At 38.0% G+C, this 12,617-nt stretch carries 15 protein-coding genes; 8 read left to right on the top strand and 7 right to left on the bottom strand.

Features of this window, described 5'->3' with window-relative positions; all coding sequences use genetic code 11:
* Window positions 1-219: 219 nt before the first annotated feature.
* On the bottom strand, window positions 220-351 hold the full coding sequence (locus ACMX9J_RS06810) for a hypothetical protein (RefSeq protein ID WP_013057845.1): 132 nt from the start codon (window positions 349-351) through the stop codon (window positions 220-222).
* 351 nt (window positions 352-702) lie between these two features.
* On the opposite strand from ACMX9J_RS06810, the gene ACMX9J_RS06805 reads away from it, so the two are divergent.
* From ACMX9J_RS06805 to ACMX9J_RS06785, 5 genes are all read left to right on the top strand, one after another.
* Entirely contained in the window at window positions 703-1,260 is a 558-nt protein-coding gene (locus tag ACMX9J_RS06805) for a thioredoxin family protein (RefSeq protein WP_028414434.1), read from the top strand.
* Window positions 1,261-1,644: 384 nt separating this feature from the next.
* Window positions 1,645-3,288: an APC family permease gene (locus ACMX9J_RS06800; protein ID WP_416225552.1), complete on the top strand. Its 1,644-nt coding sequence runs from the start codon at window positions 1,645-1,647 to the stop codon at window positions 3,286-3,288.
* A 136-nt stretch (window positions 3,289-3,424) separates the two neighbouring features.
* Entirely contained in the window at window positions 3,425-3,559 is a 135-nt protein-coding gene (locus tag ACMX9J_RS06795; RefSeq protein WP_255286050.1) for a hypothetical protein, read from the top strand.
* 158 nt (window positions 3,560-3,717) lie between these two features.
* Window positions 3,718-4,341 (top strand): LysE family translocator, encoded by a 624-nt coding sequence (locus ACMX9J_RS06790; RefSeq protein WP_033580556.1) that lies wholly within the window; start codon window positions 3,718-3,720, stop codon window positions 4,339-4,341.
* A 269-nt stretch (window positions 4,342-4,610) separates the two neighbouring features.
* The gene (locus ACMX9J_RS06785) at window positions 4,611-5,456 is read left to right on the top strand and encodes an N-acetylmuramoyl-L-alanine amidase (protein WP_033580557.1); all 846 of its coding nucleotides are present in this window, start codon (window positions 4,611-4,613) and stop codon (window positions 5,454-5,456) included.
* Between the two features lie 46 nt (window positions 5,457-5,502).
* Here the strand turns inward: ACMX9J_RS06785 and ACMX9J_RS06780 are convergent, their stop codons facing one another.
* The 6 genes from ACMX9J_RS06780 to ACMX9J_RS06755 form a co-directional block, all read right to left on the bottom strand.
* Window positions 5,503-5,820, bottom strand: coding sequence for a DUF3243 domain-containing protein (locus tag ACMX9J_RS06780; protein ID WP_013083905.1), 318 nt, complete (start codon window positions 5,818-5,820; stop codon window positions 5,503-5,505).
* A 219-nt stretch (window positions 5,821-6,039) separates the two neighbouring features.
* A complete protein-coding gene (locus ACMX9J_RS06775) occupies window positions 6,040-6,546 on the bottom strand; it encodes a PCYCGC motif-containing (lipo)protein (RefSeq protein ID WP_416225551.1) in 507 nt (168 codons plus the stop codon).
* Window positions 6,547-6,630: 84 nt separating this feature from the next.
* Complete coding sequence (locus ACMX9J_RS06770) at window positions 6,631-7,251, bottom strand: class I SAM-dependent methyltransferase (protein WP_416225550.1); 621 nt, start codon at window positions 7,249-7,251, stop codon at window positions 6,631-6,633.
* Window positions 7,252-7,309: 58 nt separating this feature from the next.
* A complete protein-coding gene (locus ACMX9J_RS06765) occupies window positions 7,310-9,868 on the bottom strand; it encodes a heavy metal translocating P-type ATPase (RefSeq protein WP_416225549.1) in 2,559 nt (852 codons plus the stop codon).
* 31 nt (window positions 9,869-9,899) lie between these two features.
* A complete protein-coding gene (locus ACMX9J_RS06760) occupies window positions 9,900-10,259 on the bottom strand; it encodes an ArsR/SmtB family transcription factor (protein ID WP_028414427.1) in 360 nt (119 codons plus the stop codon).
* Between the two features lie 300 nt (window positions 10,260-10,559).
* Window positions 10,560-10,988, bottom strand: a complete 429-nt coding sequence (locus ACMX9J_RS06755; RefSeq protein WP_230624700.1) for a PAS domain-containing protein — start codon at window positions 10,986-10,988, stop codon at window positions 10,560-10,562.
* Between the two features lie 187 nt (window positions 10,989-11,175).
* Between ACMX9J_RS06755 and ACMX9J_RS06750 the strand changes: the two genes are divergently transcribed.
* The 3 genes from ACMX9J_RS06750 to ACMX9J_RS06740 all read left to right on the top strand — a co-directional run bounded on the left by ACMX9J_RS06750 (window position 11,176) and on the right by ACMX9J_RS06740 (window position 12,475).
* Window positions 11,176-11,415, top strand: a complete 240-nt coding sequence (locus tag ACMX9J_RS06750; protein WP_033580560.1) for a hypothetical protein — start codon at window positions 11,176-11,178, stop codon at window positions 11,413-11,415.
* An 80-nt stretch (window positions 11,416-11,495) separates the two neighbouring features.
* Window positions 11,496-11,648: a hypothetical protein gene (locus ACMX9J_RS06745; protein ID WP_168761006.1), complete on the top strand. Its 153-nt coding sequence runs from the start codon at window positions 11,496-11,498 to the stop codon at window positions 11,646-11,648.
* 479 nt (window positions 11,649-12,127) lie between these two features.
* Entirely contained in the window at window positions 12,128-12,475 is a 348-nt protein-coding gene (locus ACMX9J_RS06740) for a rhodanese sulfurtransferase (protein WP_033580561.1), read from the top strand.
* The last annotated feature ends 142 nt before the right edge of the window (window positions 12,476-12,617 follow it).

Raw genomic sequence — 12,617 nt, 5'->3', positions numbered from 1 at the left:
TATTTTGAGAATACCATATGGAAGGGAGCGGAAAGCCCTAGGTAGAAAAAAGGGGAAAATAAAGAAAAAGGTTTATATTTTTTTTGACAAAGCAGAAATATAAAGAAACATCAAAAAAGAACAGCACTTAGAAGCTGTTCTTTTTGAAATGATATGTAAGCATTAGCATAGATAGTTGAAATTCGATACCGTTCCGCTTTAGAAAAAGGTGGCTACGAGTTATGATTTTAGTAAGGATAGTGAAGAAAAGTGAGAGCGCGGTTTTGTCAGCTCTATTTTGATTCCTTTTAGTCTTAAACGTTCTACAAACTGTTTGCGTTTTTTTCGCTTTTCATGCGGGGATTGATTCATATTCGCCTCATCCTCCATATTTAGTCAAGTAGCTAACATATCATTATCATAATCAAAAGATGACGGTTACACAATAAACATTCTCAAATATTCACAAAGATTTAAAATTTGTTACATTGATAGTGTACATGTACCCCATTCTCTTTTTTTATAACATCTCAATGTGCTGTTTTTAAATTGAAGTTTTATGAATTCCGTCGCAGAATAAAAAAACATGATCAAAATGAGCACGCAGACTTTTATATTTTGATTCATGGTGCTTAAAAGCTATACTAGTAGTGCGTATAGAAAAGACGAAAACGAGATTGGATATCTCATCTATTCGTATACAAAAAAGAAAGAGGGATCTTGATGAAAACAGAACAACAGTATTTTGAAGAAGGAAAATCAATTCAAACATATATGAACGACATGAGTACATTAAAAGAGGAAAGTTTAGCTGTTTATGAACAATTTCAGCTTCCTAAAGATGGACTGGCTGACAAATTAAAAGCTCATAAGCTTCACTTCTTAGCGATTACTGAAGATTGGTGCGGAGATGCGATGATGATTAACCCAATCATTCGTAAAGTAGCTGAAGCTGCCGGTATCGATGTGCGTGTTGCACTGCGCGATGCGGACACCGAATTAATTGATCGTCACTTAACAAACGGCGGCCGTGCTATTCCGATTATTTTAATTTTTAATAATGAAGGAAATTTACTAGGTAAATGGGGTCCTCGTGCTCCTGAAGTTCAGCAAATCGTGGATGAGCTTCGCGCCGAACTTCCTTCAAAAGAAGATCCTTCATTTGAAGAAAAGCAAAAAGAAGTCTTTTCTGCGTTACGAACAAGATATAAAGAAGAACCGGCTCTTTGGTCGTATGTTTATAACAGCTTCAAAGAAACAGTGTTAGCTGTTGTAAAATAATTTAAAAAAGCAGGGTAAAATGAGCGCTTCATTTTACCCTGCTTTTTTTTCTGGTTATTGCAGCAAAATCGTTTGTATATCACTTTAATGAAAAGGCTGTTTTTATAAATGTTAGTGTTCAAAACGCGCACTTTTAATTGGTAAAACGCACAAAATTCTAAAAATAAAAATATTTTTTATTCAAAACGCGTACTTTTTTAACTTGATGATGATATAATAGCAAATAATAAATGAAGAAGGGGGACGGGTGAATGAATGTAAAAGCTTTTGGTTAGTACTTTTAAGCAGCATTTTTAGAGATCAAAATGAATTTTATTTTTTAAATTTAATGAAAGCGCTTAATAACTCACTTCTCAGAATATATAGAAGAAAGGTGTTAGATACATGAATAACTTACATAGAAAAATGGGAACGTTTTCTCTCATGATGGTCGGCCTTGGATCTATTATTGGATCAGGATGGCTGTTTGGGGCATGGAGAGCTGCTCAAATTGCAGGCCCTGCAGCAATTGCTTCTTGGATTATTGGAATGGTTGTTATTTTATTTATAGCTCTTTCTTACAGTGAACTAGGATCGATGTTTCCAGAAGCAGGAGGTATGGTTAAGTATACGCAGTACTCACACGGCTCATTTCTTGGCTTTATTGCGGCTTGGGCAAACTGGATTGCCATTGTATCCGTTATTCCTGTTGAAGCGGTTGCCTCTGTTCAGTACATGAGTTCATGGCCGTGGGAGTGGGCGAAATGGACAGGCAGTTTAGTAGAAAACGGGATTCTTACTGGAAAAGGCTTGGCTATTGCTACAGGGCTATTAATCATTTATTTTCTTTTAAATTATTGGACGGTAGGCTTATTTTCGAAAGCTAACTCACTTATTACCGTTTTTAAAATTGTGATTCCAGGGCTTACAATTGGTGCTCTTTTATTTGCAGGATTTCACGGCGGAAACTTTTCCTCTGCAGGAGGCGTTGCTCCAAATGGATGGGCAAGCGTGTTGACAGCTGTTGCTACGTCTGGGATTGTGTTTGCTTTTAACGGTTTTCAAAGCCCTATTAACATGGCGGGAGAAGCGAAAAATCCGGGACGCTCTATTCCAATTGCTGTGGTAGGATCCATTTTGATTGCAACCGTGATCTATGTATTGCTTCAAATTGCGTTTATTGGAGCGGTAAATCCTTCAGAAATCGTAAAAGGATGGAGTCATCTTAACTTTAATTCGCCGTTTGCCGATTTAGCGATTGCACTAAATATTAACTGGCTTGTTATTGTTTTATATGCCGATGCGTTTGTATCGCCATCTGGAACAGGTATTACGTATACAGCTACCACGTCACGCATGATTTATGGTATGGAAAAAAATAAATACTTGCCGAATATACTAGGACGAGTTCATCCGCTTTTCGGCGTTCCTCGTCAAGCCATGTTTTTTAATCTATTTGTCTCATTCATCTTTTTATTTTTATTTAGAGGCTGGGGGATTTTAGCCGAAATTATTTCTGTAGCTACGTTAATTTCATATCTTACTGGTCCTATCACAGCTATGACGTTAAGAAAAACGGGGACCGATCTTTATAGACCTTTACGTATAAAAGGGTTAAATGTAATAGCGCCTCTTGGCTTTATTTTTGCTTCACTTACTCTTTACTGGGCGAGATGGCCGTTAACTGGACAGGTATTATTTATTATTTTAATTGGTTTGCCAATTTATTTTTATTATCAAGCAAAATCAAAATGGAAAGGCTTTGGTCAAAACTTCCGAGCTGGCGTTTGGATGATTGTCTACTTATTATGTATGATGACAATCTCCTGGATAGGAAGTGAAAAATTCGGGGGACTCAATATTATTAAATACGGCTGGGATATGGGACTTATTGCAATTGTTGCACTTTTCTTTTATGCTTGGGCACTTAAAAGCGGGTACAAAACAGAGTATTTAAAAGAAGCAATTCATGTTAATAATGAAATGAAAGAAGCGGAAGCACAGACTGCCTCGGCTAAAGAGCAAGTTATAGAAAAACAAATTAAATAAGTAGTAAAAATGAGGCTGGGACAAAAGTATTTCAGTTAAAGTCAAATGCGAACTATTAATTATTTTTTAATTGGTAGTTCGTGTTTTTTGTTGTTATGTTGAAGATAGATTTCATGTTTTCAATTGCTTCTAGCAGTTGATTGGAGGACAAGGCGAAGACTCCTGCGGGAAAAGCGGAACAGGTGAGACCCCGCAGGAGCGTAAGCGACGAGGAGGCTCAGCGGCCGCCCGCGGAAAGCGAAGCCTTGCACGGAAATCAACAGCGGTGTAACAAGCAGCTCAGCTCATGTATACAATTTATTCGTCTTTAGATTAGATTGATTTAGTTATGTCCCATCCTTTTTTTATGGATAAATTTTCTTTTTTTGAATACTAGATAGTAAAAAATGCTATAATGGTTGGCAAAATCATGCAGGGGGAGAACGGCTTATGGATATCGTATCAATCACTTCTTTTTTAGGTGTAGCCGCTTTGCTTACGGTTATGCCTGGTCCTGATAACTTATTTGTTTTAGCACAAAGCATATCAAACGGTAAATATGCAGGGATTTCGACTTCATTAGGTCTTTGCACGGGCTTGCTTGGTCATATAGCAGCGGCAACGTTGGGTCTGTCGGCTATTATTTATCAATCAGCTTTAGCATTTGCTATTGTCAAATACGCTGGGGCAGCTTATTTATTATATCTGGCTTATAAGACGTTTACAGCCAAAGATTCCGCTCTCGCTGTTGAAAATAAAGAAGCCATTGAGTACAAGGTGCTATATAAAAAAGGAGTGATTATGAACCTGCTAAATCCAAAAGTTTCGCTTTTTTTTCTTGCTCTTTTACCTCAGTTTGTTAATCATTCAACCGGACACGCCACACAGCAAATGCTTGTTTATGGAGCTGTGTTTTTAGTTCAAGCGCTGATTATTTTTACGTTAATTAGTCTATTTGCAGGGAAAGTAGGGGAGTTTTTGCGAAAATCTCCGGCGCTGTCTAAGCGGCTTAATCTCGTTCAAGGCTCTATCTTTACGCTTATTGGCTTAAAAATTGCTTTTAGTGAGAAATAGCAGAAGATAAGATGGCGAACCTGCTTTTTATCTCTATTAAAAGGCGTGGACATAGGTTAGTTAAAGGGAGATCCGAACGATAAATCCAATTCGTTCGGATTTTTTATGTTTATGGTAAAATCCAGTTTTTTAAGTTATTGTTCTCTAACCTTTAAGAGGACGAACCCTCCTTGTCCACTTACATATATATAGAATGAGAGATAAAACATCGGACAAAGCCGGTGTTAACCCCAAGTTCTTTCATATTATGGCTGAAAGGAAAGGTTCACATGAAAAAAGTATGGCTAGATGCAGGGCACGGCGGTACAGATTCAGGCGCTTTAGGAAATAATTTGCGTGAAAAAGATATTACGCTGCAGCTTGTATTACACGCGCGGGCGTATTTAGAGCATAACTATTTAGTAGATGTTCAAGTAACTCGTTCAACCGATGTGTTCGTTTCATTATCAGATCGAGCGAACCGAGCTAATGCATGGGGAGCAGATATATTTGTTTCGATGCACATTAATGCCGGCGGAGGTACTGGATTTGAAACGTATCGCTATCCATCACAAGAGGGAAGTCAATCTTCTCTTTTACAAAAAGAGCTTCATGCAGAGATTTTACCAACCATGCGCAAATTTGGAACGATTGCAGATCGCGGTTTAAAAACAGCTAATTATGCTGTACTGCGTGAAACAAATATGCCTGCTGTTTTAACTGAAAACTTGTTTATCGATACAACAGCCGACGCTGAAAAATTAAAAAACGCGACGTTTCTTCGTGAAGTGGGAGAAGCACACGCGCGTGGAATTGCTGCGTATTTAAACTTACCTTCTACTAGCGTTACATTCTATACCATTCAATCTGGAGATACGTTTTATAGCATTGCAAAGAAGTATAATATCACCGTTCAGCAGCTGCAGGATGCAAATCCCGGCGTAGATCCTACCAAACTGCAAATTGGGCAGCAGATTGTTCTTCCTGTCACTACGTATACTGTACAAGCAGGAGATACGTTCTATAGCATTGCAAAGAAGTATAATATGACTGTTCAGCAGCTGCAGGATGCAAATCCCAGCGTAGATCCTACCAAACTGCAAATTGGGCAGCAAATTATCATTCCCGCTGTTTAATATCTGTAAATAAAAAAGATGACACGGCAGCGTGTCATCTTTTTTATTATTGAACTAATCTTACAAGCATATGGGCAAGGTGATGCTGCTGTTCTTTGTCTCCAACTTTCCACAGTTCGTGAAGCAGGTTTTCCTCTCGATTGCGAGGCTCTTCATGCTTAGCGAGATAATCAGCTACTTTCTGAGCTGTTTTAGCCAGCTGTTCCTCATTCATCCCTAACTTTTCACCTTTTGAGACCTTGTCCCCTAGATAACTTTTAAATCCTTCGAAGCTAGAGAGAATATCCTCTTTTTTCTCCTCGCTCATAGAATTAATGGCTCCTTCAACTTTTGCTGAATGATTTGTTTCTACAGAATTACTCATAGATTTTTTCTCCTCTCATGGTTATATTTGGGTGTTAGAAAGCATATTCCCTGAGGATTCAGTAAATAAACGTCCAAATGTGTTATTTTTACATGATGGCGTTTTACAAGGACTTAAAAAGGTGAGGTCAAACGAGATTTTATCAACCAATAATAAAATGACAAAAGAAGACTTTGAATAAAGAAATAAAAGTCTTTTCATGATTTTTATACTGAAGCATCATACTTCCGGCGTAGGAGTAGGCGTGGCATAGCCTTCCTTATATTTATGATCAATTTCTTGACGGATGTCTTCGATGCTTTTGCCTTTGCTGTAGTCTACTACAGCTTGAGCCGCTATTTCTAAGCAGACACCGCATTTTGTTCCGTGATCATCCCACGTTACTGCGCCGTTTTCTTTGTTTTCAAAGATAAAACAGTCGTAGTTGTTTTGATGATTAGCTTCTTCTCCACATCCGCAGTAGCAAGGAATGTTTTCTAGTAAGGTTTGATGCTTAGCAGCGGCTGCATAAATAAGCTGCATATCTTCGGGCTTGTCACTCAGAAAGGAAGGGAGAGTTTCACTATTTTTTGTTTCTTCTCGTTTATCCCCTAATGTGTGCGGCTGATGTTCTTCATGTTGTGTTGTTTCTGTATGTTTGTTAGCTGAAATTTCTTTACTTTCGTTTCCACAGCCGGACACTATGCCTGCTGCAAGGACAACTGGTATGACCTTTGATTTCATCATCAAAATGTTCATCCTTTCTTCAATTAAAGATAGAAAATAATATGTACATCCATCACGTTAAAAAGACATCATTCGTCTTTGAAGTCATTCATCAACTTTCTGCAAAATAATTTTCCGATACATACCTTTCAACATGACGCTTGAATTTTCCTTCAAGATAAGCTGATCCCGGCTTGCTTCAAGCATATGTTCAAAAGAGAGGCCAATATCTGTTCCTAGTAATTTTACGAAGAGGCGGAATATTTTTTTAGGAAAAGCCGCGGATTTCTTTTTGGTTTCAAATTTATCAAAAATCAGGATCGTTCCCTTGGGCTTTACTACTCTTGTCATTTCTTTTAAAGCTTGCTCAGCATCAGGTACTACGCTAAGAATCAAGCTTGCTACAACAACATCAAACGAAAAAGAGTCGAATGTTAGCTGCTGAGCGTCCATTTGGTGGAAAGTTATAGACGGGTTTTTGTATTTATCTTTTGCTTTTTGAAGCATTTCACTGGAATAGTCGATGGCTGTTACATTTACTTGATGAGGAATAAAAGCTAAATCGGCACCCGTTCCAACACCTACAAATAAAATGCGCTGCTCAGACGAAAAGGGGACATCTTGAAAGACTTTTTTTCTGGCTCGATAAAACATCCCGTTATTAAAAAAGACATCATAAAAAGGGGCCCAGCACTTATAAATAAATTGGTTCCAGCGGTTATTCACGTAAACCCTCCTAAAAAATAAGCTTTCCAACGCATGCTGGAAAGCTTATAGATTCCATTTATTTTTTCATTTTGAGTAAGCGAAGGCTGTTTAAAATAACAAGTAGCGCTGCTCCTGTATCGCTTAAGACGGCAATCCACAGAGTAAGCCACCCTGGGAAGATAAAGGCTAAGGCAATGACTTTAACAATAATAGAAAACCAAATGTTTTGTTTGATAACAGCTAACGCTTTGCGACTTAGCTTCATTGTATGAGGAAGCTTTTCTAAATTGTCTGCCATCAGGACAATATCAGCTGTTTCCATGGCTGTATCAGTACCAGCACCGCCCATTGCAATGCCAAGATCAGCAGTAGCAAGGGCAGGGGCATCGTTAATTCCATCTCCAACCATAGCCGTTTGATACCCTTCATGTTGAAGCTGCTGTATGGCCTTTACTTTGTCTTCAGGCAGCAAATCAGCGAAATAGCGGTCTACCCGAGACTGAGAAGCAATCATTTTAGCTGTTCCTTCGTTATCACCGGTTAACATCACAATTTGCTGCATTCCGTTTTGCTTAAGGCTTTCTAAAGCAGATATGGTTGTATGTCTGATGGTATCAGCTACGCTAATAATGCCTAGAACACTTTTAGCTGTTCCGACAATAATAATCGTTTTACCTTCGTTTTGAAGCTTTTCAATCTGAGACCAGCAGTGTGTTAGAGGTGTTCCTAAATCTGAGAATAATTTTGCATTACCTGCGTAATAAACCGTGTCTTGAATTGTTGCTTGCACGCCTTTTCCCGTAAGGATTTTAAAATTTGATCCTTGTAAAGAAACGACTTTTTTCTCCGCAGTATAATCCACAATAGCGCGGGCAATAGGGTGATTCGAATAATCTTCAAGCGTTTTGGTTATCGCTAAAAGCTGATTTTCTTCAGCAGCAAGGGAAACAACTTCTGAAACGGCTGGTTTGCCTTCTGTCAGGGTTCCTGTTTTATCAAAAGCAATTGCATTGATTGCACCAGCTTTTTCTAAAAACGTCCCGCCTTTAATGAGCACGCCATTTTTCGCCGCGTTTCCAATCGCAGACACAATGGCGACGGGAGTCGAAATGACTAGCGCGCATGGACAAGCGACAACTAATAATTCAAGCCCTTTGTAAAACCACTCGCTCCATGCACCATCAAACAGGGGAGGGATGACCATAATGAATAAAGCTAAAATAAAGACAATAGGTGTGTAAATGGTTGCAAATTTATCAACAAATGCTTGAGTCGGCGCTTTTTTCTCCTGTGCTTCTTCCACTAAATGAATGATTTTAGCAATGGTCGTATCTTCGACTAGCTTTGTTACTTTAATTTCTAACAATCCGCTTTCGTTAATCGTGCCGGCATAGACAGCATCGCCCATTACTTTATCAACGGGAATAGATTCACCTGTAATAGGAGCTTGGTTGATACTGGATTCCCCGTTTATAATTTCACCATCGAGCGGAATTCGGTCTCCTGGCTTTACGACAATCGTGCTGCCAATTGAAATATCTTCCGCAGCTTTTTTAATCAGCTGCCCGTTTTCCTTTACCCATGCTTCAGAAGGAGCTAAATCCATCAAACCTCGTATCGAGTTTCTTGTTTGTTCAATTGATCTTGTTTGCAGAGCTACACCTAAAGCAAATAGCCAGACGACCGTAGCACCTTCAAGCCATTCACCAATAACAGCTGCTCCAAGTGCTGCAACGGTCATTAAAACATTCATGTCTAAAGAACGGCTTTTGATTCCGTAATAAGCACTTTTAGCCGGCTTATATCCGCTAACAATCATGGCAATAGCGTACAGTACAGTTGTCATATAAGAAGCAATTCCTGTATGAGAACCGATAAAACCTAGTGCGATGAGAATACCTGAAAAAATAATCGGACCATTTTTGCCTTTATGGTGCCGAGATTCAGCGGGCTGCCTGCTGCTGGTCACTAAAGTAGCGGTATACCCAGCTTTAGATACTTCTTTAATAATGTCATCAGCTTCATTATCATGTTCAATTTGTGCTTTTCCCGTTGAAAAGTTAACGCGTACGTCTTTGACAGCAGGAACTGTTTTTAAATGATTCACAATCGTGTTTGCACAAGCTGCACAGTCCATTCCTTCAATCAAATACGTTTTCATTTTCTTATTTGATTGAATAGGCTCAATACTAAAGCCCAGTCTTTCCACTGAGTTTGGAATGAGTGACAGAGCTGATTCACTTGCCGCCGCCACTTGAAGCTTTCCTGTATTGTAGTTGATTGCTACGTGTTGAATATCGTTTAACGTTTTTAAACTTTTTTCAATCGTAGCAGCACAAGAAGGACAATCCATTCCATACACGCGGTATTCAGCCGTTTCTTCTATGTCACTGCCTGTTGCTATATCGTGATCGCTGCAGCACGAATGCTGGCTTTTATCGGTCGTTAACGCACTTGTATCTGAACAGCAGCTGTGACTGTGTGCGTGACTCTTTGTACTACAGGAAGAAGGTTCTTCAGTAGGTGCGGCTTCTGAAGAAGAGGAGCAGCAGGGGCTGTTCTCAATTTCTGATGAAGAAGGGCCGCTGCAGCAGCTTCCGGTATGGTGATGATGTTTTTTATCTTCGTGTTTCATTGTGTCCCACTCCCTATACGGTAAGAAAAACTTAAATGGTTACATCTTCTTTTTTAGCAAACATAATATCAATTACTTGTTTAATATGTGCATCCCTTAAAGAATAAAAAGCTAACTTTCCTTCTTTGCGATAATTGGCAATTCCTATATTTCGCAGCAGTCTTAAGTGATGAGAAGCAGTAGCAACCGTAGAGCCTACAATGTTGGCTACGTCACATACACATAATTCCTCACCTTTATAAAGGGCTAATACGATTTTCAGCCGCGTTTCATCTCCCAACGCTTTGAACATCGTAGAAATATCCTGAACAGCTTCAACATCGATAGAAGGCTTAATACGATTCACCTTTTCTTCGTTAAAACAATAAATATCACAGCGGTCTTTTGGCATAGTTTCCTCCTTCATTCAAACATTCAAATGATTGTTTGTTTATAATATATGCCAATTTAAAAAAATGTTCAAACATTTATTGATTATTCGGACTTTTTTTCTGGGCAAAACATAAATATAGAAAGAATAAATATGAAAAGTATGCCTATTAGTGTATGTACTCTGGACTAAATGGTGCGGACAAAAAGAGAATGACTTTACGTGTAGAACAAAACAAAAAGCCACCCCTATAGGTAGCCTTTCAATGACTTTTAAAAATGAGAGAAATAACCGAATACAGCGCAAATTATGTTCATTTGGTTATCGTTTTAATCGATTAAATAATAAATCTGCTGCATTATTTAACACCTTGTCCGATTCTTTTAATCGCTTGTCTGAGTTTTCTAAATAGGATTGAGCAGATAATACAACATCTAATGGATCCTTGACATTTTTCTTTTCGGTGCATACTAAATGACCAACATTATTTTTCCAATGAATCGTGCATTTAAAATTCACAAATGTATCATCGCTCGTTCTCAAACGCAAATGCCTGATGATGGGGTTAGATGAAGAGTGCTGTGACAGCATCCACATTGCTTGTTTCCGGTCGTCTTTATGAATAATGCTCCACAGACTGGAGACTGAAGAAAAATAAGAATGTGCTTGACTAGAAAAATGCAGGATTTCACCTTCTTGATTTAATTGAAAGTAAGGAACGGGGATCCATTTAAGTATGTTACTTTCCATCATGCACCTCTCCCAACTTAAGTAATCTCTTTTACCATATCACAATTACCTAATATTTGTATGATTTTTATCATTTTTCCCACTCTTTTCTCCGTTTTAAGCTGTAAAAGCTACCGAATTATTCAGTTTAAAACACTTGAAAAAGGAACGTCTGTTCGGTAAACTAAAAATTAAAGGAGCGAATTCTATGGAACGGCTACTTCAAGAAAGCTACTCTTCGAAACGACCTGTTGAAATTATTTATATGGATGATAAAGGATGTTTGACACAGCGATTTATCATTGTGTATAAAATTGATCCTCAGAGCGTAAAAGCTTGGTGCTTACTAAGGAACGAGAAACGAACGTTTAAAATAGAGAATATCCTTTCATGCGGATTCAGCAATAAAAGGAAAAGCAGTTTTAGGCAGAAAGCTCACTCAATTTAAGAGGGGCTTTTTCATATCATTTCCTCTTATGGCGTGTGAGTTATTTTCATACACTATATCCACCAGAAAGGGGAATGAACATGACATTAAACCAAGGAAAGAAAACTAAACATATTGCTAAAGGGAGCACGGAAGAAGAAAATATGACAATGCAGGGTGAGAAAAAACAGCATGAAGCACAAAGTACCTCTTTGTCTCATAATAATTGTCGTGCAAACCTTGACGGAGATTAATCTATAAAAGGAAAGCTTTCGTCTCCGAGGCTTTCCTTTTTTGTGTATATTGCATTTTTAAGTTAACTCGTATTTTTCTGAGCCAATCACAATATAGTCTTTCGCTTCACGTGTTCATACTATCCTATCTCGCATCCTTCGTTTTTAGAATCATTTTTCTCACGTTCTTGCAACATTGGGTCTACTATATTACTCATAAGCGAACCTCAGCCTTAACGGGAAAGAAAAGGGGAAATGAAGATAAAAATTCTGCGTTTCTTCATTATAATAAGAAAAAACGATCTGTTTACTAGTATTTAAATCTTTCGAAAAATCAAAATAAATAATGATTGATTTCGTCACTTTATTGTGGTTTCATAATAAAGTGTAAAAAGACCATTTTTCTTACAGAGAGAAATGAGATAGAGTACTTCTGTGTTGATTCTTTCTTTTGAATATAGTATACATACAGGGGTATAGAAATTAATTGGGAGGAAAACATGGCGATATTATATATGAGCATAGGTATTTTACTTTTATTAATTTGTTACAGTTTTTATAAACGCTATGTGCCGGTGCAAGGAATAAAGAAAGTGACGACCGTCGACTGTGCTTCTACAACGATTTCGTATGTAGATGTTCGTCATTTTCATGAAATGAAACAAAACCCCTGTCAAAAAGCAATCCATATTCCGCTTCCTTATTTAGAGAGACAGCATGAGGAAATTCCATATAAAGAAGTGGTCGTAATTGTTCCTGACAGCATTTCCCGAAATTTAAGCATTCGGCAGCTCAAAAAACATGGGTATCAGGTCAAAGGATACATGTGTGCGGAAAGATGTGTATAATAAAAAAACGGCAAATAAGCCTTAAACGACTTTGATATAGAAGGATATAATAGATAAGCTAAGCGATACTCATTTCAAAATGGGTATCTTTTTTTGCTTTAAGGATTAAGAAGGGGAGTGGAGATCGGTTTCTTTTGGTTCA

This window comes from Priestia sp. RMT2NF4 (genome assembly GCF_047872835.1).
GTDB lineage: Bacteria > Bacillota > Bacilli > Bacillales > Bacillaceae_H > Priestia > Priestia zanthoxyli.
This window is presented reverse-complemented; position numbering and strand designations above follow the sequence as displayed.

Coding starts and splice junctions, on each gene's coding strand:
- ACMX9J_RS06810 (WP_013057845.1), bottom strand. CDS start 351: ATGAATCAATCCCCGCATGAAAAGCGAAAAAAACGCAAACAGTTTGTA.
- ACMX9J_RS06805 (WP_028414434.1), top strand. CDS start 703: ATGAAAACAGAACAACAGTATTTTGAAGAAGGAAAATCAATTCAAACA.
- ACMX9J_RS06800 (WP_416225552.1), top strand. CDS start 1,645: ATGAATAACTTACATAGAAAAATGGGAACGTTTTCTCTCATGATGGTC.
- ACMX9J_RS06790 (WP_033580556.1), top strand. CDS start 3,718: ATGGATATCGTATCAATCACTTCTTTTTTAGGTGTAGCCGCTTTGCTT.
- ACMX9J_RS06785 (WP_033580557.1), top strand. CDS start 4,611: ATGAAAAAAGTATGGCTAGATGCAGGGCACGGCGGTACAGATTCAGGC.
- ACMX9J_RS06780 (WP_013083905.1), bottom strand. CDS start 5,820: ATGAGTAATTCTGTAGAAACAAATCATTCAGCAAAAGTTGAAGGAGCC.
- ACMX9J_RS06775 (WP_416225551.1), bottom strand. CDS start 6,546: ATGATGAAATCAAAGGTCATACCAGTTGTCCTTGCAGCAGGCATAGTG.
- ACMX9J_RS06765 (WP_416225549.1), bottom strand. CDS start 9,868: ATGAAACACGAAGATAAAAAACATCATCACCATACCGGAAGCTGCTGC.
- ACMX9J_RS06760 (WP_028414427.1), bottom strand. CDS start 10,259: ATGCCAAAAGACCGCTGTGATATTTATTGTTTTAACGAAGAAAAGGTG.
- ACMX9J_RS06755 (WP_230624700.1), bottom strand. CDS start 10,988: ATGGAAAGTAACATACTTAAATGGATCCCCGTTCCTTACTTTCAATTA.
- ACMX9J_RS06750 (WP_033580560.1), top strand. CDS start 11,176: ATGGAACGGCTACTTCAAGAAAGCTACTCTTCGAAACGACCTGTTGAA.
- ACMX9J_RS06745 (WP_168761006.1), top strand. CDS start 11,496: ATGACATTAAACCAAGGAAAGAAAACTAAACATATTGCTAAAGGGAGC.
- ACMX9J_RS06740 (WP_033580561.1), top strand. CDS start 12,128: ATGGCGATATTATATATGAGCATAGGTATTTTACTTTTATTAATTTGT.